This window comes from Marinomonas profundi (assembly GCF_020694005.1).
Lineage (GTDB): Bacteria > Pseudomonadota > Gammaproteobacteria > Pseudomonadales > Marinomonadaceae > Marinomonas > Marinomonas profundi.
This window is the reverse complement of sequence record NZ_CP073013.1, coordinates 384541-409691: the sequence shown is the minus strand read 5'-3', so window position 1 is coordinate 409691 and position 25151 is coordinate 384541. Positions and strand designations below refer to the sequence as shown.

Genomic DNA, 25151 nt, shown 5'->3' with positions numbered 1-25151 from the left:
TAGTTTGTCCACATCGTTTATACATCTACGAGTCCATACCGAGTTTTCCTTGGTTGATGGCTTGGTGAAAATCAAAGGCTTGCTTGGTACTACCGAGTTTATGTCTATGCCAGCCGTGGCCATTACCGACGAAAACAACCTCTGTGGTTTTGTGCGTTTTTACAAAGGGGCGATGGAGAAAGGCATTAAACCGATTTGCGGGGCAGATGTTGTCGTTGCCGAAGACGAGGAGGTGGATTCGCGTTATCGCTTTACCTTGTTGGCGACATCTAACAAGGGCTACAAAAATATTATCGCCATTATTTCGAAGGGCTATCAATTAGGTCAAGTAGAAGGTCGTCCTATTGTGCAGCGAGACTGGATAGAGGCGCACAGTGAAGATGTGATTGCTTTGTCTGGCGCAGGTTTTGGTGATGTTGGTTATTTGCTGCAAAAAGGTCGGCAAGAACAGGCCAAAAGCCGAATAGCGCATTGGATGTCTGTCTTCCCTGATCGCTTTTATATTGAACTGCAACGCACCAGTCGTGCTGGCGAAGAAAGCTATATACACGCGGTTGTGCCATTGGCCAGTGAATTAGATTGCCCCGTAGTGGCGACCAATGATGTGCGTTTTTTAAAGCGAGAGAACTTTGAAGCGCATGAAGCGCGTGTCTGTATTCATGATGGCGTGACCTTAGATGACCCGCGCCGTAAGCGTCGCTATTCGGAAGAACAGTATTTCAAAACGGCAGAAGAAATGGCCGTGCTTTTTCAAGATATCCCTGAGGCGCTTGAAAACACCGTAGAAATCGCCAAGCGCTGCAGTGTTGACGTGTTGCTCGGTAAATATTTCTTGCCAGATTATCCTGTGCCAGAAGGCATGACGATGGAAGCGTTTTTTAGTAAGTTGTCTTATGACGGCCTAGTAGAGCGTTTTGATTTTTTGACCAGAAAGTATGGCGAGCGAATTGAAAAGCGGCGTCAGGAGTATTGGGAGCGTTTGGATTTTGAGTTAACCATTATCAATCAAATGGGGTTTCCCGGTTACTTCTTAATCGTGATGGATTTTATTCAGTGGGCCAAAGACAATGATATTCCTGTTGGTCCTGGGCGAGGCTCTGGTGCCGGTTCTTTGGTGGCTTATGCCCTTAAAATTACCGATCTAGATCCGCTCGAATACGATTTACTGTTTGAACGATTCTTGAACCCAGAGCGGGTATCCATGCCGGACTTTGATATCGATTTTTGCATGGATAATCGTGACCGAGTGATTGACTATGTGTCTCGCACTTATGGGCGAGACGCGGTGTCGCAGATTATTACCTTTGGTGCCATGGCAGCAAAAGCCGTGGTGCGCGATGTTGCAAGGGTGCAAGGCAAGCCCTACAGTTTAGGCGATAAATTATCGAAGCTGATTCCTTTTGAAATCGGCATGACGCTTAAAAAAGCCTTGGAAGAAGAGCCAGCATTACCAGAATTTTTAGCCGGAGACGAAGACGCTGCCGAAGTCATGGAAATGGCGATTTCGTTAGAAGGCGTAGTGCGTAACTTTGGTAAACACGCTGGGGGGGTCGTGATCGCCCCCACTAAACTGATTGATTTTGCCCCACTTTATTGTGAGGAAGATGGATCGGGTTTGGTGACTCAGTACGATAAAAACGACGTTGAAGAAGCGGGCTTGGTTAAGTTCGATTTCTTGGGTCTAAAAACGCTCACGGTTGTGGATTGGGCGGTTAAAAATATCAATACCATCAATGAGCTGAAAGGCAAACCGCCGTTAGATATCTCTTTGATAGATCTAGAAGATCATACCACCTACGACTTATTGAAACGTGCAGAAACCACCGCGGTATTCCAGCTGGAATCACGTGGTATGAAGGAGTTGATTAAAAAGCTTTTGCCGTCGCGCTTTGAAGATATTATCGCCTTGGTAGCCTTGTATCGTCCGGGGCCATTGGGCTCTGGCATGGTGGACGATTTTATCAATCGTAAGCATGGTCGCGCAGAGCTGGCGTTCCCTCATCCCGATTACCAGCATCAAGATTTGATTCCAGTGTTGGAACCCACCTACGGCATTATCTTGTACCAAGAGCAGGTAATGCAGATCGCTCAGGTGTTGGCGAAATTCTCTCTTGGGGGGGCCGATTTATTGCGCCGTGCCATGGGTAAGAAAAAAGCCGAGGTCATGGCTGAACAACGCTTGATCTTTATGGAAGGGGCACTCAAAAACAATGTCGATAAAGATCTGTCGGGTAACATCTTTGACTTGATGGAAAAATTTGCCGGTTATGGGTTCAACAAATCCCACTCGGCCGCGTATGCGTTGGTTTCTTATCAAACCGCTTGGTTAAAAAATCATTACCCTGCGCCCTTTATGGCGGCGGTATTGTCTGCCGATATGCAGAACACCGATAAGATCGTTATTTTTATTGAAGAGTGTCGTTCAATGAAGTTGGCACTTGAGTTGCCGAACGTGAATGAGTCTGTCTTTAAATTTACCGTTAATCCAAAAGGGGCCATTGTTTATGGTCTTGGTGCCATCAAGGGCGTGGGCGAAGGTCCGATTGACGCCATTGTGGAAGCGCGTAAAGAAGGGCCGTTTGAGCATATTTTTGACTTCTGTCAGCGAGTAGGGCGAAAAGTGAATAAACGCGTGATGGAAGCCTTGGTGCGTTCCGGTGCTTTTGACACCATAGGTCCGAATCGTGCGACACTGTTTGCCTGTATCGATGAAGCGCTAAAACGCGCAGTGCAGGATGCTAAAAACCAAGATGCTGGCATGATGGATTTATTCGGCATTGCGGTAGAAGAAAATACGCAGGACGCCTATAAAGAAATAGGAATACAGCATGAATGGCCACCGCGTCAGCGGCTTGACGGGGAAAAAGACACGTTGGGTTTGTATGTAACGGGTCACCCCATTGATGAGTATGAAAAAGAGATTCGTCGCTTTGTTCGTTCAAAAATTGTGGATTTACAGCCTAAGCGTGGTGATACGCAGATCATGGCAGGCTTGATCGTAGACTTGCGGATTACCAAGAGCAAAAAAGGTGGTAACATTGCCTTTGTTACATTAGATGACCGTTCTGCTCGTATTGAGGTGACGGTGTTTCCTGATAGCTATGACACTTTTAAAAACGTTATTGTCAAAGACGAAGTGGTTGTGGTGGAAGGGGAAATTACCGTCGATGAATTTCGTGGTGGTCAAAAAGTGATTGCTCGAAATATTCTCGATATTGCTCAGGCTAGGGTTCGTTATGTTGAGGCATTACGAATTACGTGGACCTCAGAAACGGTGACACCCACAGAAATACAGGCGCTAGCGAATTCCATGGAATCCTATCGAGGGGATGGTTGTGATGTCGTAATAGGCTTCGACACACCACAGGCTTGTGGTGATATTCGGCTAGGAAGTGGTTGGAAAGTTCGTCCCGATGACGAATTAATTCACCAACTTCAGAAACAATACGGTAAACAAAATGTTCAGTTAGTGTATACTTAGTTTCATTTAATCGTTTATGCAATGGAATTGTTGGCGTAGAAACTCGCTAAACAGAACGATAAAGCAAATGGCTACTCGCCTTTTACCTTTAAATTTGATGGCAACCAAACAGTAGTGTAATTAAACATGAATTTAGATTATCTCCCTTTTGAGCAGCCGATTGCTGAGCTCGAACAAAAAATTGAAGAGTTACGTTTAGTCGGTAACGATAACGATCTTAATATAAGCGATGAAATCAGTCGTTTAGAAGACAAAAAGACCGCGCTGACTAAAAATTTATTTAGTAATCTAGGGGCATGGGAAGTGTCTCAATTGGCGCGTCACCCAAAACGCCCTTATACATTGGATTATATAAAGCACGTCTTTACTGACTTCGAAGAAATGCACGGTGATCGCCATTACGCGGATGATCGCGCTATCGTGGGCGGCATTGCTCGTCTAGATGGTCGTCCGGTGATGGTGATTGGTCATCAAAAAGGCCGTGAAGTAAAAGAAAAAGTGTTGCGTAATTTTGGTATGCCTCGCCCAGAAGGTTACCGTAAGGCGTTGCGCCTTATGGAAACGGCAGAGCGTTTCAATTTGCCTATCATCACCTTAATCGACACACCTGGAGCGTATCCGGGTATCGGCGCTGAAGAGCGCGGACAAAGTGAAGCGATTGCTTTTAATCTGGCCGTTATGTCGCGCCTTAAAACGCCGATCATTTCTACCGTCATTGGTGAAGGTGGTTCTGGTGGTGCGTTGGCAATTGGTGTGTGTGACGAGCTAATGATGCTGCAATACGGCACTTACTCGGTTATCTCTCCAGAAGGTTGTGCATCCATTTTATGGAAGAGCGCAGACCGTGCTTCTGATGCGGCGAAAGCCATGGGCATTACCGCCCAGCGTCTACAAGAGCTTGGCTTTGTGGATACGATTATTCCGGAGCCGCTTGGTGGTGCGCATATCGCCCATGAGCAAATTGCGGAAAGCCTTAAACAAAATGTACTGGCCGCATTAGATCGTATGGAAGCGTTAACGACAGAAGAGCTATTGGCGCGTCGTTATAACCGTCTAATGTCTTACGGTTTGTAAGCTTTTGTTTTCTTAAAAAGCCTCCTATCGCTAGGGGGCTTTTTTATTTGTTAGGTTTTTGGTTCGCTCCAAGGTAGTTTACCCTTAGACTTTATGATGACACATTCAACCGCTAAGCCACTTATCGCTTTATCTCCTCTTCGATTCAATGCTGAGTGGATTAACTCTGTGTTTACTAGAGCAAATAGAGTGTGGATTGGGTTTAGTGGCGGGGTAGACTCCCATGTCTTATTGCACGCGTTGGTGAACCAAATTTCTACAGCGCAAAAACAAAAACTCACCGTGCTTCATGTGCATCATGGTTTGAGCGCTAACGCCGATGATTGGTTAAGGCATTGTGAGTCTATTGCTGAAAACCTTGCGGTGTCTTTTGTGGCCGAGCGCGTGCAATTAGACGCTCAGGCGTCTCTCGAAAATGCGGCGCGTAATGCCCGCTATCAAGCTTTTCAAACGGTAATGGCTGATCAGGATGTGATTTTGCTTGCCCATCACGCTGGCGATCAGGTGGAAACGGTGTTGTTTCGCTTGCTGCGCGGTACTGGAGGCAAAGGCTTAATTGGTATTCCGCAAGAAAGACAACTTGGCGACGGTCATGCTCGTTTGATTCGTCCTTTATTAATGGCGTCAAAAGCGGACATTGAGGTATACGCCAAACAGCATCAGCTTGTGTGGATTGAGGATGAATCCAACCATGATGAACGCTTTAGCCGCAATTTTCTTCGCCACCGTGTTGTGCCCGTTTTAACGGCGCGTTTTCCCGCCATGGAGCGCAATATTGTGTCTAGCAGCCAACGTATGGCGACAGATTACGCCATGCTGTCGCAATTTGCGCAACAGCAGTTGGCGGTTTGGTGTAATGCATTTGGTGGCTTGGATTTATCTTATATTGCGAATAAACCGGTCGATGAACGACTTTTCTGGTGGCGACATTTTTTGCAAGCTAATGGGGTGTCATTAACCCAAGCTCAACTGGAAAGTGTGGAAGCGATGTTTTCTGCTGCACAAGACAAACAGCCTGAGTTTGTATTTTCCCATGGCCGGATTATGCGCCATCAAAACGCGATTTACCTTCTTCCTCCAGACGAGGGTGTGATATTGGCGACCTTGATGTCGGGTGTTAGAGTAACACGCTCATTTGATTGTATTAGTGTCAGTGGTAATGGCTGTGCATTAAAAGCTCGTCCCCAAAGCGAAAGTTTACTCATGACGAATGGTAAAACCCGAAAGTTGAAAAAATGGCTTAACGATGAGGTGATACCAAGTTGGTGGCGAGACCATCTTCCGTATGTGTATCAGGGCGATACTTTAGTGGCCATCGGTGATCTTTGGTGTCACCCCCATTATTCGCATCTCAATATTCAATGGCAAGTAAGTGCAATCTTGCCCTTTCCAAGATAGGCTTTTTGAATCAGCTAGTTGTGCTTTTTGTTGTGCTTTTATTTGGCTGTTAGCTGCACATTTATTTGGTGTTATCTCGATATAATTCTATTCTTAGCTTAGAGAAGCATTTTCTTGCTCTCCTTACACTGCCTACCGTCTTAACATGACAGGATATTCATGATGCTTCAGACTGTTGTTTTTAGTGGGTTGGAATTTAGCCCGCTGGTGGTTTACTTTCCGATTGCTTTCTTATTTTCAGCGTTAACGCGTTTTATTCTTCATCGCTTAGGTTGGCATGACCGTATTTGGAAAGTGGCTTGGTTTGAAGTGTCTTTGTTCGTGTGTTATTTGGCATTAATTGTTTATGTATTGGGTGGAAGATAAATCAATGACGAAATATCTGCGTATTCTTGTCACTTTAGTGGTTATTGTCGCGGCATTTTTTGCTGGTCGATGGGTATGGAATGATTACATGCATTCACCTTGGACTCGTGATGGGCGTGTTCGTGCTGACATCGTCACGGTTAGCCCTGATGTGTCCGGTTGGGTGACGAATTTGAACATCGCCAATGATCAAACGGTTAACAAGGGCGATTTACTGTTTAGTGTGGATCAACAGCGTTATCAAGCCGCGTTAAATCAAAGCAAAGCAACTGCCGAGAATGCCTTGTATGCTTGGCAGTTGGCGAAGCATAAGTATGAGCGCCGCATGGCCTTGTTAAGCCAAGAAGCCATTAGTGCTGAGGACTTAGAATCAGCCCGTATTGGTACCGATATTGCGAAAGCCAACTATGATTTGGCCGTCGCTCAACAAGCAACGGCGCAACTTAATTTAGAGCGTACACAAGTTTATGCGCCTGTATCGGGTCATATTATTAACTTGAACTTGCGTCAGGGAAATTATGTTGGGCAAGGCGCTTCGGTGTTTGCCATTGTTCAGTCTGATTCCTTTTATGTCACGGGGTATTTTGAGGAAACTAAAATCCCACTCGTGCATTTGAATCAACAGGCAAAAATCACCTTGTTAAGCGGTGGAAAGCCATTAACGGGCCATGTGTTGAGTATTGGTAAAGCCATAGCGAACACCAATACGCAAAGCGATGGGCAACTTTTACCGCAGGTTCAGCAAACTTTTAACTGGGTGCGCTTATCACAGCGCATTCCTGTCGACATAAAGCTAGATTCGTTACCGGACGGTACTCAACTGAGCGCTGGCATGACGGCGACTATTCATCTTACTAAGCCGTCAGGAGAGAGATAGCTTTGGAAATCGTGCTTCGTAATCTGTTTTTACCTGAAAAGTCGACGGTTATTTTTGCACTCAAGGGCGTGATTGCCATGGTAATGGCGTTAACGATAGCGTTTTCTTTAAACCTTGATCGACCTTATTGGGCTTTGGTGTCGGCCATTTTTTTACAGATGCGTCCCGAAAGTGGGTTGGTGGTTGAAAAAGCCCTTTGCCAGATTATTGGCACTATCGTCGGTGGCTTATTTGGTATTTTGTTGTTGACCCAATTCATGGCGTACCCTTATGTGGCGTTAGGGTTGTTGGCGCTATGGTTAGGCTTAAATGCGGCTTTATCGGCTATGGTGCGCCAAGCGAATTTTGTCTATGCCTTTGCCATGGCCGCGGTGACAGCTGAAATTGTTGTCTTGATGGTGATGGCCAGTCCATCAACCGCGGACAGTCAGGTGGTGTTTGCCATTGCTCAAGCTCGAGTAAGCGAAATTGTTATCGGGTCCATCTGTGCCGGTGTTGTCAGTCATCTGTTTTGGCCTGTCAAAGTGAAAGACAGTTTGCAGCGCCAAGCAAGGTCGGTCATTAATCAGACATTACAGTATTTGGTCACAGAATTAGATAAGTCGGGTTCTCACGAAACGCGCCATAAAGACATTGACAGTATTATGGCGACATTGGGCATGGTCAGTGAGGATGCTAGCGCGGTGAGTTACGAAGGTCCTAAAGGCCCCGGGCGTACACGAGCTGCGAACCAATTAGCGCAAAAGGTGTTATCTCTATTGGCGTTGGTACAGATTTTTGGCCGTTTACAGCGTCGGCATAGGGAGTTGGTGACGCCCGCTCTCAGTCAACTTCTTGATCAATTACGAGAGGCGTTTGGGCAGATTGCCGCGTCTGATGATTTTGAGTATTGCCTAGAACAAGTTAAGACATTGCGCAGTGATCTTGTTCGTTACCGTTCGAGTAATGATTTTGATCTCCCTTTCGAATCACATATGCTCAATATTGCTTCAGAGATTACCTCCGAACTGACGGTTCTATTGCGAGCCTATCGAGCGTTAGAGGAACGGGACAGTACCTTATTAAATGCGCCTAGTATGTTGACCTATCGCGATCCACTGGCGGGGTTAATGATTGGTGTTCGAACTACGGTTGTTTTTCTGATTGGCGCCTTTATCTGGGTGGGTACTGGCTCCACGGCGGCCTTGATGATCATGATTTTGCCGGTGATTTTTTCCATCATGCTGGCTCGGCTGCCTTTGATGGTGCTTAAAGTGGTGCTGAAAAGGTTGCTAATAGGCGTTGTTGTGGCGGTTGTTGTGGCGGTTTTTTTCGCGCTTAATTTATTGTCGCAAAGTTCTGGGCAGTTGGAGATTCTATTGCTGGTATTGGCTGGGCCGTATTTTATCGGTTTGTTGCTTTTGGCTGATCGGCAAACCTTGCCTTATGGTTTAGGTTTTTGTATTCCTTTTTCCATTCTAGTGAGCCCAAGCAAGGACATGAGTCGGGCTTTTTCCATCGACAACACATTAAGCTCTGGCATCGCGATTTTTGCCGGCGTGTGTATTTTATTTTGGGTGTTTCATCTTATTACTGGGCCCAGTGTTCAGCTGTTAGTCCATCGGATTTTTAAAACCACTTACCAAGACTTGTTAGCGATTGATCAGCATGTCAGTCCAGCGGCTTGGTACAATCGTCGCATGGCCGACCGATTATTGCGTTTAACGAACTATGATCAAGGCTCTCAATCTCGTGCGATTACCGACTTGGCGTTAACCGCTCTAAACCTCGGTCATGTTTCGATTCGTTTGCGTTCAATTTGTGAAGGTTTAGCGGGAAAACAACTGCAGTCGTTAAGCCATTGGCAGGCCTCCTTGGCGAAGGCTTTTTTATTGGCAAGCAAAGGTCGGTGTGATGATGGCTTTGAAAAAGCCTGTGATGTTTTATATGACGAGTTAGTGGTCTTAGTGGGGAACTCCAATCAGATCGAAGCGATTCAAGGCATGTTTCTACGAATCAATCTAACCTTTGAGAGAAGCGCGGAAGCGATTGCGGCACAAAAAGCATAATGAGAGAAAAGCTGAGCACGAGATAGAGCCTAGAGCGATACTAGACTCTCAATAACCAATCTGCTTGTTTTTTACTGCTTTCTACCTGTTTTGCATTGAGTCCATCGTTTAATTGAATGCGCTCCATGGCTTGCTGATGGCTGAATCCCCATGCCGCCATGTGGCGTTTTGCTAAGCGCTCGATGGCCACGTCAACGGGAATGTCTAAAAACCAGTGTTCATCAAATAGGGCTTGCGATTCTTGCCAGCCATCTTGTTGATGCAGTAGGTATAAGCCTTCAATTAATACCACTTTAATGTCTTTGTTGATTTTCACATCGTCTTCAATAGGGTCGCCAAGGGCATGGTCAAAGCTTGGCCACAAAATATCGTTTTGTTGATAAGCGTGCTTAATCTTTTTGACGCGCTCTACAAAGGCTAAGCTATCAAATGTCCAAGGTGCGCCTCGTCTAGCAAAGGCTTCTTCTGCATTGGGCAGTGCATTAAGTTGAGCTTTAGATAAGTGAAAGCCATCCATTGACAGGCAAATGACGTGTGCGTTTTGTTGCGTCGTAAAGTGATCTAACAAATGCTTGGCGAGGGTACTTTTACCTGAGCCTGGGCCTCCGGTTAAGCCGATTAACGTACGGTTTGGTTTGTTCGTATACGCTTGGATTTTATCTAATGCGATTTGCACATCGGACGAATTTTTATAGTGTTTGTTTATTTCAAGGGGCATGGGTTTTCCTATTTTTGTTATTGATCAGGAGGCGTTAGCATGAACTTACCCGTGTGCTTTTATCGGTGGTTAGCTGATCAGTGGCCATCAATCGCGTTTAGGCCATTAATAACCTGCACTTTTTCGCCTTTTTCTTTCATTTGAGAAAATGTCTTTGCATAGCCTAGTGTGGCGTTGGCGTGTTCTCGCATAATGGCTTCGGCGCGACTGCCTTGCCCATGACTGATGGCATCAAATACCGCATGATGTTGCATATGAGCGAAATTAAAACGTCGATATTCTGAGGTTAGATTGTTGCGGTCAAAAGCCAATGCGCTAACCGAAGCAAAAGGCAGATGCTCGTTGCGGCTTAACGCCTCGGCAATGGCTGGATTTAAGCTGGCAGCTATAATGATTTGATGAAAACGCTGATTCATGTCGTGATAGATGGCGAGATCTTGTTCGCTGATGCTGCCTTTGGCAAACAGGTCGTCGCCTTGTTTCAGGAGTTGCACTAGCTCATCGGCTTGGTCTTTCGATAAGGTATTTTCAGCGGCTTGTCTTGCTGCCAATCCTTCTAATACGCCTCGTACCTCGACGGAGCCGCTGATTTCAGCTTGTGTCACTTGACGAACAATATAGCCACGTCCAGATAACTTAGTCAGTAAGCCTTCTTGCTCCAAGGTTCTAAAGGCAATACGTACCGGTGTGCGTGACACGCCAAGTTGCTCAGCGGTAGGTATTTCGGCGAGGCGCTGGCCAGACGTGAGCTCGCCCGACAAAATCATTTGTCGCAATCGGCTGATAACGTGCTGTCCGGGTTTGTTCATCGCGCTTGTCTCTGTTTTGTTGATAAAAAACAATCATAACGTAAATACAGCTAAAAAAGTAATAATTGGATCCAATAGAGAAGCGTTTATTTTTCAAGCATTTAGGCTGTGGCCTATTATTCATAATGTGTTTTATGGATCCAATTTGTGCATTTCAGTCTTGTTTTGTTTGGTTTTTGGGTTATATTGGATCCAATAAATAAAATAATAGCAGGAGAATTTCAATGAGTCAGCAAACTTACCCTAAAAATACCTGGTATGTCGCCGCCACGTCTGAAGAGGTTGCGGGCAGCAAACCTCTCGGCCGTAAAATTTGTGGTGAAAGCATTGCCTTTTATCGATCCCATGACAATGAAGTCGCCGCGGTATTGGATTTTTGTCCACACCGTGGCGCGGCCTTGTCTTTAGGTTATGTCGAAGAAGGGCTTTTGGTGTGTGGTTATCATGGTTTAAAAATGGGCGCCGATGGTAAAACCAAAGAGATGCCATTGCAGCGTGTAAAAGGTTTCCCGTGCATGAAATCTTACGCGGTTGAAGAGCGTTATGGTTTTATTTGGGTGTGGCCAGGTGATCAGTCTCAAGCCGATAAAACACTGATTCCTCACTTGGAATGGGCCGTCAGTCCTGAATGGGCTTATGGTGGAGGCTTGTACCATATTAATTGTGATTATCGCCTGATGGTGGATAACCTAATGGATTTGACTCATGAGACCTATGTGCACGCCAGCAGCATTGGTCAAAAGGAAATCGATGAGTCTCCTGTTTCTACGACGGTGGATGGGGATAAGGTCATTACCAGTCGTTTTATGGAAAATATTATGGCGCCGCCATTTTGGCAAGCGGCGCTGCGCGGTAATGGATTGGCGGGTGATGTTTTAGTTGACCGTTGGCAGATTTGCCGATTTTCGCCACCTTCTCATGTAATGATAGACGTGGGTGTTGCTCACGCAGGTAATGGTGGCTTTGACGCCCCTGCGGATAAAAAAGCCAGCAGTACGGTAGTGGATTTTATTACACCGGAAACCGAGACCTCTATTTGGTATTTCTGGGGCATGGCGCGTAACTTTAAACCCGAAGATCAGGCGCTAACCGACACTATTCGAGAGGGGCAAGGTGGCATTTTTGCTGAGGATTTAGAGGTGCTTGAACGCCAACAAGAAAACTTATTGGCGTTTCCAGACTATGATTTATTAAAGTTGGATATTGATGCGGGTGGGGTGCAATCCAGACGAGTCATTGATCGATTGATTGCCAAAGAACAGGTAGCCAAAGAGCAGGTATCTAAAGAGCAGGTCAGCGCGGCGTCATCTCAGGCTGCTGCGCCGCTGCAGACGATTTCATTTTAATCTCATTCGGTGCCAGCTAGAGAGTAGCTTAGATTGCTCTCTAGCCTTTAAATATAATAGCTTAGGAGTGCCAGATGATTCCGGTCGTGGTAAGAAATGTGGTAACTGAAGCGCAAGGCGTGGTGCGTCTTGTGTTGGGCAGTGAGGATGGTTCCGCTTTGCCTGCTTTTGAAGCGGGAGCGCACATTGATTTGCATTTGCCCAGTGGCTTGACTCGCCAATATTCATTGTGTCGACTGCCGGCAGACGCACAGTATTATGAGATTGCGGTGTTAAAAGACCCCCAGTCCAGAGGTGGATCGGCGGAAGTGCATAGAGTAAAAATTGGCGATGCGTTGTCGGTTAGTGCACCCAAGAATCATTTTCCATTGATGCAAACAAAGCGACATAGTTTGTTGATTGCGGGTGGTATTGGCGTGACGCCGATGTTGCCCATGGCGCAACAGTTGCAAAAAGTAGGTTTGCCGTTTGATTTTCATTATTGTGCTAAGTCTCCCGAAACCGCGGCGTTTTCTAATGCGTTAGAAAACAGTTCTTTTGCGGACAAGATGCACTTTCATTACAGCCAAGTGGCGAGTTCTGGTCGGATGGATGTGACGCGTATTCTGTCTCAGCACCTTGCTGATTCAGAGCTGTATATTTGTGGTCCTGCTGACTTCATTAATTATGTGTTACTGCAGGCGAATAGGTTGGGGTGGCCTGAGGCGCGTTTACATCGTGAGTTTTTTGCGGCACCGGCATTGGGTGATGAAGTGAGTGAAAACACCGCTTTTAAAGTCAAAATACACAGCACTGGGGAGGTGTTTGATGTTGAGGCCGACCAAAGTATCTTTGAGGTTTTGGATGAAAACGGCGTTTTTCTAGCGGTGTCTTGTGAATCGGGCGTTTGTGGTACGTGTCAAACGGGTGTGATAGAGGGTATTCCAGACCATAGGGATGTTTTTTTAACCGATCAGGAACACGCACAAGGCAAGCTGGTTATGCCCTGTTGCTCGCGTTCAAAAACACCTATTCTAGAATTAGATTTGTAGCCGCGCTTTAGTGGGTTGCGTTTTTCCCTAATGTGAAGCTTCCACTCAATGTAAAACAACTGTGTTTTACATTGAGTGGAATGCCTTGTGATGTTATTATTTTCCCCCGTCCTGAGGGTGTATTGTTATGTGCCTTCAAATCTCATTTTTTCATATCTTAAGGCGGGTTAAACACTCATGGCGACACGATATATTTTCGTTACAGGCGGTGTAGTTTCATCTCTTGGTAAAGGTTTGGCAGCAGCTTCTTTGGCCGCTATCCTTGAATCTCGTGGTCTAAAAGTCACCATGTTAAAGCTAGATCCCTACATCAATGTGGATCCTGGCACCATGAGTCCTTTCCAGCACGGCGAAGTGTATGTCACAGAAGACGGCGCCGAAACGGATTTAGACCTTGGCCATTACGAGCGTTTTATCTCCACAAAAATGGGCAAGCGCAATAATTTCACCAGCGGTCGTGTTTATCAACATGTTCTTAAAAAAGAACGTCGTGGTGAATACCTTGGTGGAACGGTTCAAGTTATTCCTCACATCACTGATGAAATCAAACGCCGTGTTATTTCTGGTGCCGAAGGCGCTGATGTTGCCTTGGTTGAAATTGGCGGTACGGTTGGGGATATTGAATCACAACCTTTCTTAGAAGCCATCCGTCAATTAAAAGTAGAATTAGGTCCACGTCGCGCCTTGTTTATGCATTTGACCTTGGTGCCTTATATTCGTACAGCGGGTGAAACCAAAACCAAACCTACTCAGCACTCTGTAAAAGAGCTTCGTTCTATTGGTATTCAACCAGATATTTTGATTTGCCGTTCAGAGGTTTCTATCGAAGCGCCTGAGCGCAAGAAAATCGCGTTGTTTACCAGCGTTGAAGAGCGTGCGGTTATTTCCCTTCCTGATGCGGATACTATTTACCGTATTCCACAAATGTTAAATGACCAAGGTTTAGATAACTTAATTGTTGAGTATTTTAACCTTGATTGCGATATGCCAAATCTGGATATTTGGAATAAAGTGACGCAAGCGAAATTGAACCCAGAAAAACAAATTAATATCGCCATGGTCGGTAAATACATGGAGTTATTGGATGCCTACAAGTCTTTGATTGAAGCGATGGACCATGCGGGTATTCATGCTCGTACCAAGGTTAAGTTGCATTATATTGACTCTGAAAGCATTGAAGAAAAAGGCACAGAGTGTTTGAAAGGAATGGACGCTATTCTGGTTCCCGGTGGTTTTGGTGAGCGTGGCGTGGAAGGTAAGATATTAACGGCTCAGTATGCTCGTGAAAACAAAGTGCCTTATCTGGGCATTTGTTTGGGGATGCAGGTGGCGGTTATCGAATTTGCTCGTAATGTGGCAAACTTGGCGGGTGCTCACAGCACCGAGTTCAACTTAAAAGCAGAGAACCCAGTCGTTGGTCTGATTACAGAATGGACGAATGCAGAGGGTTCCAAAGAAATCCGGTCAGAGGAATCCGATCTAGGCGGTACGATGCGTCTTGGCGCGCAGAACTGTAATCTTACGGAAGGCACTAAAGCCTTTGAAGCTTATGGCAAAGCAGTGATTAAAGAACGCCATCGTCATCGTTATGAAGTAAACAACTTTTATGTGGCTGCGTTGGAAAAGGCAGGCCTGACGATCTCAGGTCATTCAGAAGACAATTCCTTGGTTGAGATGATAGAAATTGCGGATCATCCATGGTTTGTTGCTTGTCAATTCCACCCAGAGTTTACGTCTACTCCTAGATATGGACATGGCTTGTTCAGTGCCTTTGTACATGCGGCGCTGAAGTATGCAGGAAAAGAAAAATAAATAGAGCCCACTGCACGACTACTGTGCTTGCCAATACTTTGTTAAAAATAGACTCAAAATGCTCATTTATAATGTATAAACTCTGCATTTTTCGCCTATTTTTGCCTCGTCTTGGCTTCGCTCGTAACATCGTGCAAAGGACTCAGTCATGCAAACAGGCAGTTTGTGATTTTTCATCTATTTTAAGAGGTTTGTTATGAGTCAAATCGTTGATATTAAAGCCAGAGAAGTTTTAGATTCTCGTGGTAACCCTACCGTCGAAGCGGATGTTATTTTAGCCGATGGTTCCGTAGGTTCAGCGTGTGCACCGTCTGGTGCCTCTACCGGTTCTCGTGAAGCGTTAGAATTGCGTGATGGCGACAAAAGTCGTTATCTAGGCAAAGGGGTGTTAAAAGCGGTTGCGGCGGTAAACGGTCCAATTCGTGAAGCCCTAATTGGCAAAGATGCTCTTGCTCAAGCTGCATTAGATCAAATTATGATTGATCTTGATGGCACAGAAAACAAATCTACCTTTGGTGCTAACGCTATTTTGGCGGTGTCTTTGGCGGCGGCGAAAGCGGCAGCGATTTCTAAGAAAGTCCCATTATATGCTCACATTGCAGACATCAATGGTACGCCAGGCGTTTACTCCATGCCGGTGCCGATGATGAACATCATTAATGGTGGCGAACATGCTGACAATAATGTTGATATCCAAGAGTTCATGATTCAGCCTGTTGGTGCGCCAAACTTCCGTGAAGCGTTGCGTTACGGTGCTGAAATTTTCCATGCACTGAAAAAAGTATTGAGCGACCGTGGCTTGAGTACCGCAGTGGGTGATGAAGGTGGTTTCGCGCCTGATTTGTCTTCTAATGCGGAAGCGTTGGCTGTGATCAAAGAAGCGGTTGCGGCAGCGGGTTACGAGCTTGGTAAAGACATTACCTTGGCGATGGATTGTGCTGCGTCTGAGTTTTACGACAAAGAAGCCAATATCTACGATCTTAAAGGGGAAGGGAAAAAATTCACTTCAGAAGAATTTAACCTTTTCTTACAAGACCTTACTAAGCAATACCCTATTGTTTCTATCGAAGATGGTCTTGATGAGTCCGATTGGGATGGTTTCGCACACCAAACTAAACTAATGGGTGATAAAATCCAATTAGTAGGCGATGATCTATTCGTTACCAACACTAAAATTTTGAAACGGGGTATCGACAACGGTATTGCCAACTCAATCTTGATTAAGTTTAACCAAATTGGTTCGCTAACTGAAACGTTAGCCGCAATCAAAATGGCGAAAGACGCTGGTTTCACGGTTGTTATCTCTCACCGTTCTGGTGAAACAGAAGACGCGACGATTGCAGATCTTGCTGTTGGTACGGCGGCGGGTCAAATTAAAACTGGCTCTTTGTGCCGTTCTGACCGTGTTGCTAAATACAACCAATTGCTACGCATCGAAGAGCAATTAGGTGGTAAAGCCCCTTATAAAGGTCGCTCTGAGATCAAAGGTCAGGCGTAATATTGCTTTGATCTAAAAAGTGCTTTGATCTAAAAAGTGCCTTGACCTTAAAAGGGAGAACCAAGTTCTCCCTTTTTTTATATTTTTACTTCAATTCCTTTGGCTTTAATTTTATGGTGAAGGGAATGTTTTTTAGGCTTTGAGGATGTTATGGCGCGTTTGTTACTGGCTTTTTTTATCTGTGCCATTGGATACCAATCTTATCATTTGTACTTTGGTGAGCAGGGCGTTAAACGTCAAGAAGAGCTTGCAAAACAAGTTGCCTATCAGGAACGTATTAATCAGCGCCTTAAACAGCGTAATCAAGCGCTCAGAGCCCAAGTGGAAAATCTTCGCTTAGGGGAAGAGGCGGTGGAAGAACGTGTCCGTAGTGAATTACAGTACATTAAAGACGGTGAGGTTTTTTATCGCATGGTGAACAAAAAATGACGTTGCCTTTGTGGGTTATTATTCCCGCCGCTGGAGTGGGGCAGCGTATGCAAGCCAGCTGTCCAAAACAATATTTGTCTTTAGCGGGTCACACCATACTTGATCGCACGATTGATATTTTTATTTCGCACCCTTTGGTGGCGGGTGTGCTTGTTGGCATTAGTGCAGAAGACGCTTATTGGTCGGATTCCAAATGGTGTGACCATGACTCAGTGCATTGTTTTGTTGGCGGTAAGGAGCGAAGTGACACGGTGCAAGAGGGGTTGCGCTACTTATTCAATCTTACTGGAATAAAACAGCAAGATGTTTTGGTGCATGACGCGGCGAGGCCGTTGTTAACTCATGCGGCGTTGGAGCGAATCATTCATCATCACTCAGAACAGGGCGCGCTGTTGGCTGTGCCGTCTAAAGACACGGTCAAGCGTCAGCAGTGTGGTTCTGCGATTGTTGAAACAACGTTAGATCGAAATATTATCTGGTTGGCGCAGACGCCACAGAGGTTTCCTGCTCGAGCCTTGTTGGACGCATTAGAGAAAGCGCAAGCGCAAGGCATTGCTGTCACAGATGAATGTTCCGCGATGGAGTTCATGGGGTGGCACCCTGACCTGGTTGTCGGAGAAAACAGCAATATCAAAATCACCTTGCCCGAAGATGTGTTGATCGCAGAAGCGCTTTTTACCTATCTAGCAAAGAAAAACCTAATTAAAAAAAGCCTAGCAAAAGCAAAAGCAAAAACAAGTCCAGCAAACCCCCGTCTTTCAAATCTAAACAGTAAGTACCATTCATAGCACAGGAGTAATTATCATGATGCCGTTTCGTGTTGGTCATGGTTTTGATGTTCATAAATTTGGTGAGGGTGATCACATTGTATTGGGCGGTGTTTTTATTCCTTATACGCAGGGATTGATGGCTCATTCTGATGGCGATGTGGTGTTGCATGCCTTAACGGACGCCTTGCTAGGCGCGGCGGCATTGGGGGATATCGGCAAGCATTTTCCTGATACAGATGCCGCGTTTGCTGACGCCGATAGTCGTATTTTATTAAAGCGTGCTTATCAGGAAATACAGGCTTTGGGTTTTTATGTGGGCAATGTTGATGTCACTATTATGGCTGAAGCGCCCAAAATGCGCCCGTACATCGATGCTATGCGCGCCAATATTGCCGAAGACTTAGCCGTAGATATCAATGTTGTGAATGTAAAGGCCACGACGACGGAAAAGCTCGGCTTTATCGGTCGTAAAGAGGGCATCGCGGTAGAAGCGGTGGCGCTTATTTTTAAGTAAGTCCATTTTAATCAAGTTGACTTTAATTGAGTTTATTTTAATCAAGGCAGTGTATGAATACCGAATGGCGATACGCTTGGTCTAAGCCGACCGTTACTGGGGATTTGAAAACCCATGTACAAGACTTTTATGTCGAAGAACAGTTAGGTTTTGAGCCTGATGATAAAGGTGAATTTTGCTTTGTGTTTATTGAAAAACAAGGCGTGAATACCGACTTCCTTGCTAAGCGCTTAGCGCAAATTGCAGGTATTGCCCCCACAAAGGTTACTTACAGCGGCGTAAAAGACCGTCATGCTTGCACGCGTCAGTGGTTTTGTTTGCATGTTTTGAACCAAGAGCCAGATCTATCGACCATTCAGGACGCGTTTAGAGAGCCTGAATGTGTGCGCGTGATTGCGCAATTGCGGCATTCAAAAAAGCTTCGAACGGGGGCGCATTTAGCGAATCGTTTTGTTATTAGATTGCGTGGCATTAATGGTGATCTGGACGAGCTAGAAGGTCGCTTAAATTTGATAAAGCAAAGCGGTGTACCAAATTATTATGGGCCGCAGCGTTTTGGTATAAACGGTAATAATTTGCACAACGGCAAAGATTTTGTCTTAAAAGGGCGGCAAAGCCGGCGCAAATTGTCAAAGACAGAGTCTTTTTGGTTATCGGCTATTCGCTCTTGGTGTTTTAATCAGGCACTAAGTGATCAAGTTGAAAATGGTATGTGGATGCGCTTATGCGATGGCGATATTGCTCAGTTCCAGCATAAAGACGAGCAGTTTCGAGTAAAAGAGGTGGGCGCCTTGATGCATTTAAGTGTGATGCGTGGCCATATAAGCCCCGTTTTACCTCTGATCAGTGAAGGCTGGGAAGCGGGTACTGGTGCGCAGCGTGAGTTAGCGATAAAAACGTCTTTGGCTGACGATGGCGCTATCGTCGAGGCTTTAATCGCCTTCGACCTTTCTCGAGACAGCCGCTTAGCACGCCTTGTGCCAATGAATATGGCGTGGGAATTGCTAAGGGAGCATGAAGGCAATGCGCAATTAATTGTGGAGTTTTCCTTACCTAAAGGGTGTTTTGCGACCAGTATTTTGCGTGAAATGATCGATTTTACAGATAAGTCAGCAGAGAAATATCATGAGAATATTGATCGCCAATGATGATGGCCTAGACGCGGTTGGTATACAAACGCTAGCACGACATTTACGCCAAGAGTACGAGGTTTTAGTCGTGGCACCAGACCGTAATCGCAGTGGGGCAAGTAACTCGTTAACGCTTACCCGGCCTGTGCAGCCTATTGAGGTTGAAAAGCATCAATATCGTGTGGACGGAACGCCTACGGATTGCGTTAACCTTGCGTTGTCGGGGATGATTGATGGTGAGGTAGATATCGTTGTGTCTGGTATTAATCATGGGGCGAACTTGGGTGATGATGTTATTTATTCTGGTACCGTGGCCGCGGCGATGGAAGCCCGGCATTTGGGACGTCCTGCGTTGGCGGTGTCCTTGGTTGGGCATCAGCATTTTGATACCGCGGCAAAGGTTGTTATGCAGCTTTTGACGGACTCTCACACATTGACTTTGCCCAGTGGTATTTTGTTGAATATTAATGTCCCTGATCTTCCTTATGAAGCATTAAAAGGGATACAAGTGACACGTCTAGGGTATCGACATAAGGCCCAAGCGCCTATCTCTGCTCAGCACCCTAGAGGTCTGCCAAGCTTTTGGATTGGCGCCTTGTCTGAGCCTCATGATGTCGCTGAAGGGACGGATTTTTGCGCGATTGCAAACGGTTACGTATCGATTACGCCTATTCATACCGATATGACCTGCTATGAGGCAACATCTTCGTTGCAACAATGGACTGATACCGTCACGTTATGAGTTTAGACGACCTTAATTGGCTGGTGAGCAATACTGAACCTAGAGCAACTAAGATGATTCAGCACCTTAGGGCCGAAGGTATTGCCCATGAAGAGCTGTTGGCTTTAATGGGTAATCTGCCACGTCATAAGTTTGTGGAGCCTGCTTTTTCTCATTTGGCCTATTCTGCGACACCATTGCCAATTGGTCGTAATCAAACCATTAGCCAGCCGTTGACCGTCGCGCGAATGACGCAGTGGTTATTGTTGTATGCTCGTCTTGGTCGAGTATTGGAAGTGGGTACGGGGTCTGGCTATCAAACTCGAATTTTGTCACATTTTTTTAATAAAGTTCATACCGTTGAGCGTCAGCAATGGCTTCATTTGCAAGCTAAGCAACGCTTATCGTCGATGGGGGTGAAAAATGTGGAGTATTTGTTTGCTGATGGGCAAACTGGGTGGCCTCACAAAGTAGAAATGGATGCCGTTATTATTACCGCGATGGCCAGCAAAATTCCGTTGGCTCTGACTCGCTGTTTGAAACCGCAAGGTATTTTAATTATGCCAATTGATCACCCAAGCCCACAGATAGGCTGTTGGCGTAAAGAAGGCGATCGTTGGAAACGTTTGGGGACGGAAGCTGCATTTTTTGTACCCCTATTAGAAGGAATGGAACATGCCTAAATGGCTGAAAGTGTATTTGAGTGGTGTATTAATGGGGGCGGCGGATGTTGTTCCTGGCGTGTCTGGAGGCACTATTGCCTTTATTCTGGGTGTGTATGATCGGCTAATTAATGCTTTAAGCGGTGTCAATACAGCCAGTATTGGTATGTTGTTTAAAGGTGACTTTAAGGCCTTATGGCGGCATTTCGATGGGACATTTTTGCTTGCTTTGGGCGCTGGTATTGTCACCAGTATTTTTTTGTTGGCGGGGGTCATCACTCATCTACTGGCGGTATACCCTAGCTATTTGTGGGGATTTTTCTTTGGCCTTATATTGGCGTCGGCGTATTTTTTACTTCATCAAATAGTCTGCTTTTCTTGGCGTCACTTTATTGGCCTGATAGTGGGTATCGCTATTGGAGCGAGCTTGTCATTACTTGTACCTACCCAATTGAATACCTCGCTAGTGGCGGTATTTTTCTCTGGTATGATTGCTATCTGCGCGATGATCTTGCCAGGTATTTCTGGTAGTTTTTTATTGCTCATGATGGGCATGTATGGGTTTATTTTATCCGCCGTTAAAACGCTGGATTTTGTGGTTATTTTGATTTTTGCAGCAGGGGCTTTGATCGGCCTGTTGAGTTTTTCGAAAGTGCTTAATTATTTACTGCACCATGCGCGATCAATGACGCTATCCATTCTTACCGGGGTTATGTTGGGTGCGTTAGTGAAGGTGTGGCCTTGGAAAGTAACGCAAACTTGGAGTTTGGTAGGGGATAAGAAGATACCGTTGGAAGAGGCTCCTGTGCTCCCCTGGGCGCTGCCAGATTTTTATTGGATGGAGGATTTTTTACTCCCCGTTGTGTTTATTGTGATGGGTTTTTTGAGTGTCATTCTTGTTTCTTACATATTTTTACGAAAATCAGACAAATAGCAATTCAATGCTGGTGAGTTGATGATGGGGTAGCGTATTATCTGTAATAATGTTGTTAAGTGTGATGATTTTTTAGCCGCTATGTTGCGGCTGAGCAGAGTCGTTTTTTTGTGCGCCGTGTTGACTGGGTGTTCTTATGAAGTGCTGCATTATTCTACGAAAAATGATCGAACATACGCTTCAAATAATGCCGTTGTTTCCTCTATTCCCTCATCTGGTTACCACCGAGTTCAAAGTGGTGAGACCTTGTTTTCTATCGCTTTTCGGTATGGGTTGGATTACAAAGAGTTGGCTAGAGCCAATCGCATTGATGCGCCATACACTATTTATCCTAAACAAAAAATTCGTTTTAGTGGCACGTCTAAAACGGCGTCAAACACCGCGAATAAGTCGGAACCAACTCCCCAACCTATTGTCCAAACTAGACAAGTTACACCTACTGTGTTGCCGCCTGTTGTTGCCGCTACTGCGCCTAAAGCAGCAGCAACGACGCCCAGAGAGGTATCCAAAAACGATGTTAAAGACGAAAAAATATCAGGTAATTGGTCATGGCCAATTGATGGGAAAGTCACTAGGGGCTTTTCAAATGCTGGCGTTAGTAGTAAAGGTATAGACATCAAAGCAGAACAAGGGGCCATGGTGAAAGCGGCGGCAGATGGCGTGGTTGTTTATGCCGGAAGTGGTTTGATTGGCTATGGGAATTTAGTTATTGTAAAGCACAATGACGTGTATCTTAGTGCTTATGCGTACAACGAAAGAATTCTAGTAAAAGAGAAACAGAGCGTTCGAGCAGGAGACTCTCTTGCTGTCGTAGGCGGTAAAGGGGAAGATCGTCCGTTGCTTCATTTTGAGGTTCGTAGAGACGGTCAGCCTATTGATCCACTTAATGTTTTACCCAAAATCAATTAGGTAAAATTAGCGTTTTAGGAGGGGGCATGAAGTTGGCAAATATGGATAAAGAAAAAGCTAAGCTTTCGGGAAAAGGGGATCTTGATTTCGAAACGCTCGATGGCTATGTTGAGGATGAAGAGCTGGTTGACGAAGAGTTTGAGTTGGCAGTTAGTGCGCGTTACAGCGAACCGGATTCCAGTAAAACGCCAGATGTGACTCAACTTTATTTGAGTGAAATAGGTTTTTCTCCACTGCTAAGCGCAGAGGAAGAAGTGTATTTTGCTCGCCTTTCCTTGAAAGGAGATGAGAAAGCACGCAAGCGCATGATCGAAAGTAACCTGCGTTTGGTGGTGAAAATCTCTCGGCGCTATTTAAATCGAGGGCTCTCTTTACTGGATTTGATTGAGGAGGGGAATTTAGGACTGATTCGTGCGGTTGAAAAATTTGATCCTGAACGAGGCTTTCGCTTTTCGACTTATGCCACTTGGTGGATTCGTCAAACCATAGAGCGAGCCATCATGAATCAAACCCGTACTATTCGGTTGCCTATTCATGTGGTTAAAGAGCTTAATGTTTATCTGCGAGCCGCTCGTGAACTCACGCAAAAACTAGACCATGAGCCTAGTCCAGAAGAAATTGCAGATATGTTAGATTGCCCTGTCGAGGACGTGCAAAAGATGCTTGGCTTAAATGAAAAAGTCAGCTCTATTGATGCGACTTTTGGCGGCGACAATAACGATAAAAGTCTTGTGGAAATTTTGGCCGATACGCTTCATCAAGGCCCTGAGGCCGATCGTCAAGATGGAGACGTATTGCAGTGTATTGAGCTTTGGCTTGATGAATTGAGTGAAAAACAATGTGAAGTCATTACACGGCGTTTTGGGCTTAGGGGGCACGAAGCAAGCACACTGGAGCATGTTGGGGAAGAGATAGGATTAACTCGAGAACGTGTTCGTCAGATACAGGTTGAAGCCTTGCGTAAGCTGCGAATGATCATGGACAAGGAAGGTTTATCTTTGGATGACGTGATTCGTATTGATGGTTAAAGTGCGTCAATGAATGATTGAGACGCTATGAAATGAAAAAACCCGCAGAGTCGGGTTTTTGTTTTTTGACCGTTTAGGGTCGTGTTACTTCGAATTAACGATGTCCATAATGTGTTGTTGGATTTGCTGTTTGTACTTATCTGACATGCCTTTTACTTCATAGGCCAGCACTTCCTCGCCATTCTCTTCTATTATTTCTGGCAGCCCGCTAAAAACACGATTTTGAATATAAGACAGTGTGAAGATGTCATCGCTAATGACTAATTTGTTAAGGCTTTTTGATTGGCTTAGCAATTGTATATCCTGTAAAAGAGGCTGGATTTCTTCTGGGGCAAAACGATTGTCTTGAATCATATGGGTGATTTGAGGGTTGCCTTGATGTAGCCCTAAATGAAAATTAAGCACGGGAACGCTTGTGTAAAGTTCGCTTTCTAACAGTTTTTCCATGAGACCTAAAAAGAGTTGCGCTGTACTCACCGCATTAATGTAGAGGTTATCGTCGCAATGCGCGGCACTAAAAAGGATAACCGCCGAATTGTTGTTGTATTGATGAACTTGTCCTAAATACAGCTCGCTGGCTTGAAATAAGGCTCGATAAACGGGCGTTAATAGATTGGAAAACTGCAGTGGCGTCATGCTTTCATGCCATTCTTCCGTGTTGATAATGTCAAAGTAAAGAACGCAACTACGCTGTCTCGATTCTTCAAAAATAGCGTCAAAATTCATTTCAAACTGGGCTTTGGCGACATTCATAGAGGTTACTGCGTCGGTTTCAGTTTGAGGCGTTTTACTTGCTACTTCTTTTGCTGGTTGCGGTTTTTGTGCGGCTTGGAAGGCGTGATAGAGCGCCTTTCCCTCGGTGTAAATGGGTTCCGGGAACGTGGTTGTTTTGTGCCCTTTACTTAAAGTAAGTAGGGCGTTAGTGGTGGTATTTATCGGGGCAAAGAGCCACCGAGTCACTAGAATAATAAGCAATAAAGAGATGGTTGATGTAAAGATTGCCACGCCAATTAATAGGCGGTTTAGATGTTGTAATGTGGCCTGAGCAGGGGTTTTATCAAGGGTGATTAATACGTGGCCGACAATTTCGTCTCGAAATTTTATGCTTGAGCTGTAGACGCTGCGTTTGTCTGTTGGTCTGAAGTTCTGTTCTGTTATTCCAGCCATGCTGCTATCAGCTTCGGCGAGTAGCTCGTCTTTTTTGTTGTATACACGCGCGCTTAAAATATTGTCATCAACGACCAGGCGGTTGAGTAGGACATTTAAACTTAATAAGTCATTGTTTAGGATTGATTGTGTGGCATTGAAGGCGGCTTGGGTGGCCAGGCTGCTGCCTAGTACTTCGGTTTGTTGGGATAAATAATTATCCAACGCACTGGTCATCGTGTACCAAAAAATGCACACAGTAAAAACCATTAATGAGATAAATGTCGTGACGGTGATGACGGAGGCACTGAGTCTTTTTCGTAGAAAAGCTAAGGTGGCCTTGGTTTTTGGTTGGGTGTCCATTCACTTCCTTTGGGATGATGGGTAGAGCAGTGAGTAAAGTATACACATCATAACGGCTGTTTTCTGAATTCTTTAAAGTAGAACTGG

General features: G+C 45.3%; 22 protein-coding genes. 19 read left to right on the top strand and 3 right to left on the bottom strand.

What is annotated here, in order from left to right:
- Positions 1-4: 4 nt before the first annotated feature.
- The 6 genes from dnaE to J8N69_RS01805 all read left to right on the top strand — a co-directional run bounded on the left by dnaE (position 5) and on the right by J8N69_RS01805 (position 9244).
- Positions 5-3481: a DNA polymerase III subunit alpha gene (gene dnaE / locus J8N69_RS01830; RefSeq protein WP_168825722.1), complete on the top strand. Its 3477-nt coding sequence runs from the start codon at positions 5-7 to the stop codon at positions 3479-3481.
- 126 nt (positions 3482-3607) lie between these two features.
- Positions 3608-4555, top strand: a complete 948-nt coding sequence (gene accA / locus J8N69_RS01825) for an acetyl-CoA carboxylase carboxyl transferase subunit alpha (protein ID WP_168825720.1) — start codon at positions 3608-3610, stop codon at positions 4553-4555.
- Positions 4556-4648: 93 nt separating this feature from the next.
- The gene (tilS, locus tag J8N69_RS01820; protein WP_227803943.1) at positions 4649-5953 is read left to right on the top strand and encodes a tRNA lysidine(34) synthetase TilS; all 1305 of its coding nucleotides are present in this window, start codon (positions 4649-4651) and stop codon (positions 5951-5953) included.
- Positions 5954-6112: 159 nt separating this feature from the next.
- The gene (locus J8N69_RS01815) at positions 6113-6319 is read left to right on the top strand and encodes a DUF1656 domain-containing protein (RefSeq protein ID WP_227803942.1); all 207 of its coding nucleotides are present in this window, start codon (positions 6113-6115) and stop codon (positions 6317-6319) included.
- Between the two features lie 4 nt (positions 6320-6323).
- Complete coding sequence (locus tag J8N69_RS01810) at positions 6324-7196, top strand: efflux RND transporter periplasmic adaptor subunit (protein WP_168825716.1); 873 nt, start codon at positions 6324-6326, stop codon at positions 7194-7196.
- A gap of 11 nt (positions 7197-7207) precedes the next feature.
- Positions 7208-9244: an FUSC family protein gene (locus tag J8N69_RS01805; RefSeq protein ID WP_227804017.1), complete on the top strand. Its 2037-nt coding sequence runs from the start codon at positions 7208-7210 to the stop codon at positions 9242-9244.
- A gap of 40 nt (positions 9245-9284) precedes the next feature.
- Here the strand turns inward: J8N69_RS01805 and J8N69_RS01800 are convergent, their stop codons facing one another.
- Both J8N69_RS01800 and J8N69_RS01795 read right to left on the bottom strand, forming a co-directional pair.
- The gene (locus J8N69_RS01800) at positions 9285-9962 is read right to left on the bottom strand and encodes a P-loop domain-containing protein (protein WP_168825712.1); all 678 of its coding nucleotides are present in this window, start codon (positions 9960-9962) and stop codon (positions 9285-9287) included.
- A gap of 77 nt (positions 9963-10039) precedes the next feature.
- Positions 10040-10771 (bottom strand): GntR family transcriptional regulator, encoded by a 732-nt coding sequence (locus J8N69_RS01795; protein ID WP_168825710.1) that lies wholly within the window; start codon positions 10769-10771, stop codon positions 10040-10042.
- A gap of 224 nt (positions 10772-10995) precedes the next feature.
- Here J8N69_RS01795 and J8N69_RS01790 point away from each other — a divergent pair, with 224 nt between their 5' ends.
- The 13 genes from J8N69_RS01790 (at position 10996) to rpoS (ending at position 23555) form a co-directional block, all read left to right on the top strand.
- Positions 10996-12117 carry an aromatic ring-hydroxylating dioxygenase subunit alpha gene (locus tag J8N69_RS01790; RefSeq protein WP_168825708.1) on the top strand — a complete coding sequence of 374 codons (1122 nt, stop codon included), beginning with the start codon at positions 10996-10998 and terminating at the stop codon, positions 12115-12117.
- Positions 12118-12191: 74 nt separating this feature from the next.
- Positions 12192-13148, top strand: coding sequence for a PDR/VanB family oxidoreductase (locus J8N69_RS01785; protein WP_168825706.1), 957 nt, complete (start codon positions 12192-12194; stop codon positions 13146-13148).
- A 177-nt stretch (positions 13149-13325) separates the two neighbouring features.
- Positions 13326-14960 (top strand): CTP synthase, encoded by a 1635-nt coding sequence (locus tag J8N69_RS01780; protein WP_168825704.1) that lies wholly within the window; start codon positions 13326-13328, stop codon positions 14958-14960.
- A gap of 196 nt (positions 14961-15156) precedes the next feature.
- On the top strand, positions 15157-16458 hold the full coding sequence (eno, locus tag J8N69_RS01775; protein WP_168825702.1) for a phosphopyruvate hydratase: 1302 nt from the start codon (positions 15157-15159) through the stop codon (positions 16456-16458).
- Between the two features lie 150 nt (positions 16459-16608).
- A complete protein-coding gene (locus tag J8N69_RS01770) occupies positions 16609-16887 on the top strand; it encodes a septum formation initiator family protein (protein ID WP_168825700.1) in 279 nt (92 codons plus the stop codon).
- Positions 16884-17675: a 2-C-methyl-D-erythritol 4-phosphate cytidylyltransferase gene (gene ispD, locus J8N69_RS01765; RefSeq protein ID WP_168825698.1), complete on the top strand. Its 792-nt coding sequence runs from the start codon at positions 16884-16886 to the stop codon at positions 17673-17675. The genes J8N69_RS01770 and ispD overlap by 4 nt, the downstream gene beginning before the upstream one ends.
- Before the next feature lie 16 nt (positions 17676-17691).
- Entirely contained in the window at positions 17692-18171 is a 480-nt protein-coding gene (ispF, locus tag J8N69_RS01760; protein WP_168825696.1) for a 2-C-methyl-D-erythritol 2,4-cyclodiphosphate synthase, read from the top strand.
- A gap of 53 nt (positions 18172-18224) precedes the next feature.
- Positions 18225-19319 (top strand): tRNA pseudouridine(13) synthase TruD, encoded by a 1095-nt coding sequence (gene truD / locus J8N69_RS01755; protein WP_168825694.1) that lies wholly within the window; start codon positions 18225-18227, stop codon positions 19317-19319.
- The gene (gene surE / locus J8N69_RS01750) at positions 19297-20043 is read left to right on the top strand and encodes a 5'/3'-nucleotidase SurE (RefSeq protein ID WP_168825692.1); all 747 of its coding nucleotides are present in this window, start codon (positions 19297-19299) and stop codon (positions 20041-20043) included. The genes truD and surE overlap by 23 nt, the downstream gene beginning before the upstream one ends.
- Positions 20040-20705: a protein-L-isoaspartate(D-aspartate) O-methyltransferase gene (locus J8N69_RS01745; protein WP_168825690.1), complete on the top strand. Its 666-nt coding sequence runs from the start codon at positions 20040-20042 to the stop codon at positions 20703-20705. The genes surE and J8N69_RS01745 overlap by 4 nt, the downstream gene beginning before the upstream one ends.
- Complete coding sequence (locus J8N69_RS01740) at positions 20698-21618, top strand: DUF368 domain-containing protein (protein WP_168825688.1); 921 nt, start codon at positions 20698-20700, stop codon at positions 21616-21618. The genes J8N69_RS01745 and J8N69_RS01740 overlap by 8 nt, the downstream gene beginning before the upstream one ends.
- A 141-nt stretch (positions 21619-21759) precedes the next feature.
- Positions 21760-22527: a peptidoglycan DD-metalloendopeptidase family protein gene (locus tag J8N69_RS01735; protein ID WP_227803941.1), complete on the top strand. Its 768-nt coding sequence runs from the start codon at positions 21760-21762 to the stop codon at positions 22525-22527.
- 26 nt (positions 22528-22553) lie between these two features.
- Positions 22554-23555: an RNA polymerase sigma factor RpoS gene (gene rpoS, locus J8N69_RS01730; RefSeq protein ID WP_168825686.1), complete on the top strand. Its 1002-nt coding sequence runs from the start codon at positions 22554-22556 to the stop codon at positions 23553-23555.
- Between the two features lie 84 nt (positions 23556-23639).
- Here the strand turns inward: rpoS and J8N69_RS01725 are convergent, their stop codons facing one another.
- Positions 23640-25064, bottom strand: a complete 1425-nt coding sequence (locus J8N69_RS01725; protein ID WP_168825684.1) for an AhpA/YtjB family protein — start codon at positions 25062-25064, stop codon at positions 23640-23642.
- Between the last annotated feature and the right edge of the window lie 87 nt (positions 25065-25151).

What these genes read in the sequence shown, in the direction of transcription:
- accA (WP_168825720.1), top strand. Translation starts at nt 3,608, where the DNA reads ATGAATTTAGATTATCTCCCTTTTGAGCAGCCGATTGCTGAGCTCGAA.
- tilS (WP_227803943.1), top strand. Translation starts at nt 4,649, where the DNA reads ATGATGACACATTCAACCGCTAAGCCACTTATCGCTTTATCTCCTCTT.
- J8N69_RS01815 (WP_227803942.1), top strand. Translation starts at nt 6,113, where the DNA reads ATGATGCTTCAGACTGTTGTTTTTAGTGGGTTGGAATTTAGCCCGCTG.
- J8N69_RS01810 (WP_168825716.1), top strand. Translation starts at nt 6,324, where the DNA reads ATGACGAAATATCTGCGTATTCTTGTCACTTTAGTGGTTATTGTCGCG.
- J8N69_RS01800 (WP_168825712.1), bottom strand. Translation starts at nt 9,962, where the DNA reads ATGCCCCTTGAAATAAACAAACACTATAAAAATTCGTCCGATGTGCAA.
- J8N69_RS01795 (WP_168825710.1), bottom strand. Translation starts at nt 10,771, where the DNA reads ATGAACAAACCCGGACAGCACGTTATCAGCCGATTGCGACAAATGATT.
- J8N69_RS01790 (WP_168825708.1), top strand. Translation starts at nt 10,996, where the DNA reads ATGAGTCAGCAAACTTACCCTAAAAATACCTGGTATGTCGCCGCCACG.
- J8N69_RS01785 (WP_168825706.1), top strand. Translation starts at nt 12,192, where the DNA reads ATGATTCCGGTCGTGGTAAGAAATGTGGTAACTGAAGCGCAAGGCGTG.
- J8N69_RS01780 (WP_168825704.1), top strand. Translation starts at nt 13,326, where the DNA reads ATGGCGACACGATATATTTTCGTTACAGGCGGTGTAGTTTCATCTCTT.
- eno (WP_168825702.1), top strand. Translation starts at nt 15,157, where the DNA reads ATGAGTCAAATCGTTGATATTAAAGCCAGAGAAGTTTTAGATTCTCGT.
- J8N69_RS01770 (WP_168825700.1), top strand. Translation starts at nt 16,609, where the DNA reads ATGGCGCGTTTGTTACTGGCTTTTTTTATCTGTGCCATTGGATACCAA.
- ispD (WP_168825698.1), top strand. Translation starts at nt 16,884, where the DNA reads ATGACGTTGCCTTTGTGGGTTATTATTCCCGCCGCTGGAGTGGGGCAG.
- ispF (WP_168825696.1), top strand. Translation starts at nt 17,692, where the DNA reads ATGATGCCGTTTCGTGTTGGTCATGGTTTTGATGTTCATAAATTTGGT.
- truD (WP_168825694.1), top strand. Translation starts at nt 18,225, where the DNA reads ATGAATACCGAATGGCGATACGCTTGGTCTAAGCCGACCGTTACTGGG.
- surE (WP_168825692.1), top strand. Translation starts at nt 19,297, where the DNA reads ATGAGAATATTGATCGCCAATGATGATGGCCTAGACGCGGTTGGTATA.
- J8N69_RS01745 (WP_168825690.1), top strand. Translation starts at nt 20,040, where the DNA reads ATGAGTTTAGACGACCTTAATTGGCTGGTGAGCAATACTGAACCTAGA.
- J8N69_RS01740 (WP_168825688.1), top strand. Translation starts at nt 20,698, where the DNA reads ATGCCTAAATGGCTGAAAGTGTATTTGAGTGGTGTATTAATGGGGGCG.
- rpoS (WP_168825686.1), top strand. Translation starts at nt 22,554, where the DNA reads ATGAAGTTGGCAAATATGGATAAAGAAAAAGCTAAGCTTTCGGGAAAA.
- J8N69_RS01725 (WP_168825684.1), bottom strand. Translation starts at nt 25,064, where the DNA reads ATGGACACCCAACCAAAAACCAAGGCCACCTTAGCTTTTCTACGAAAA.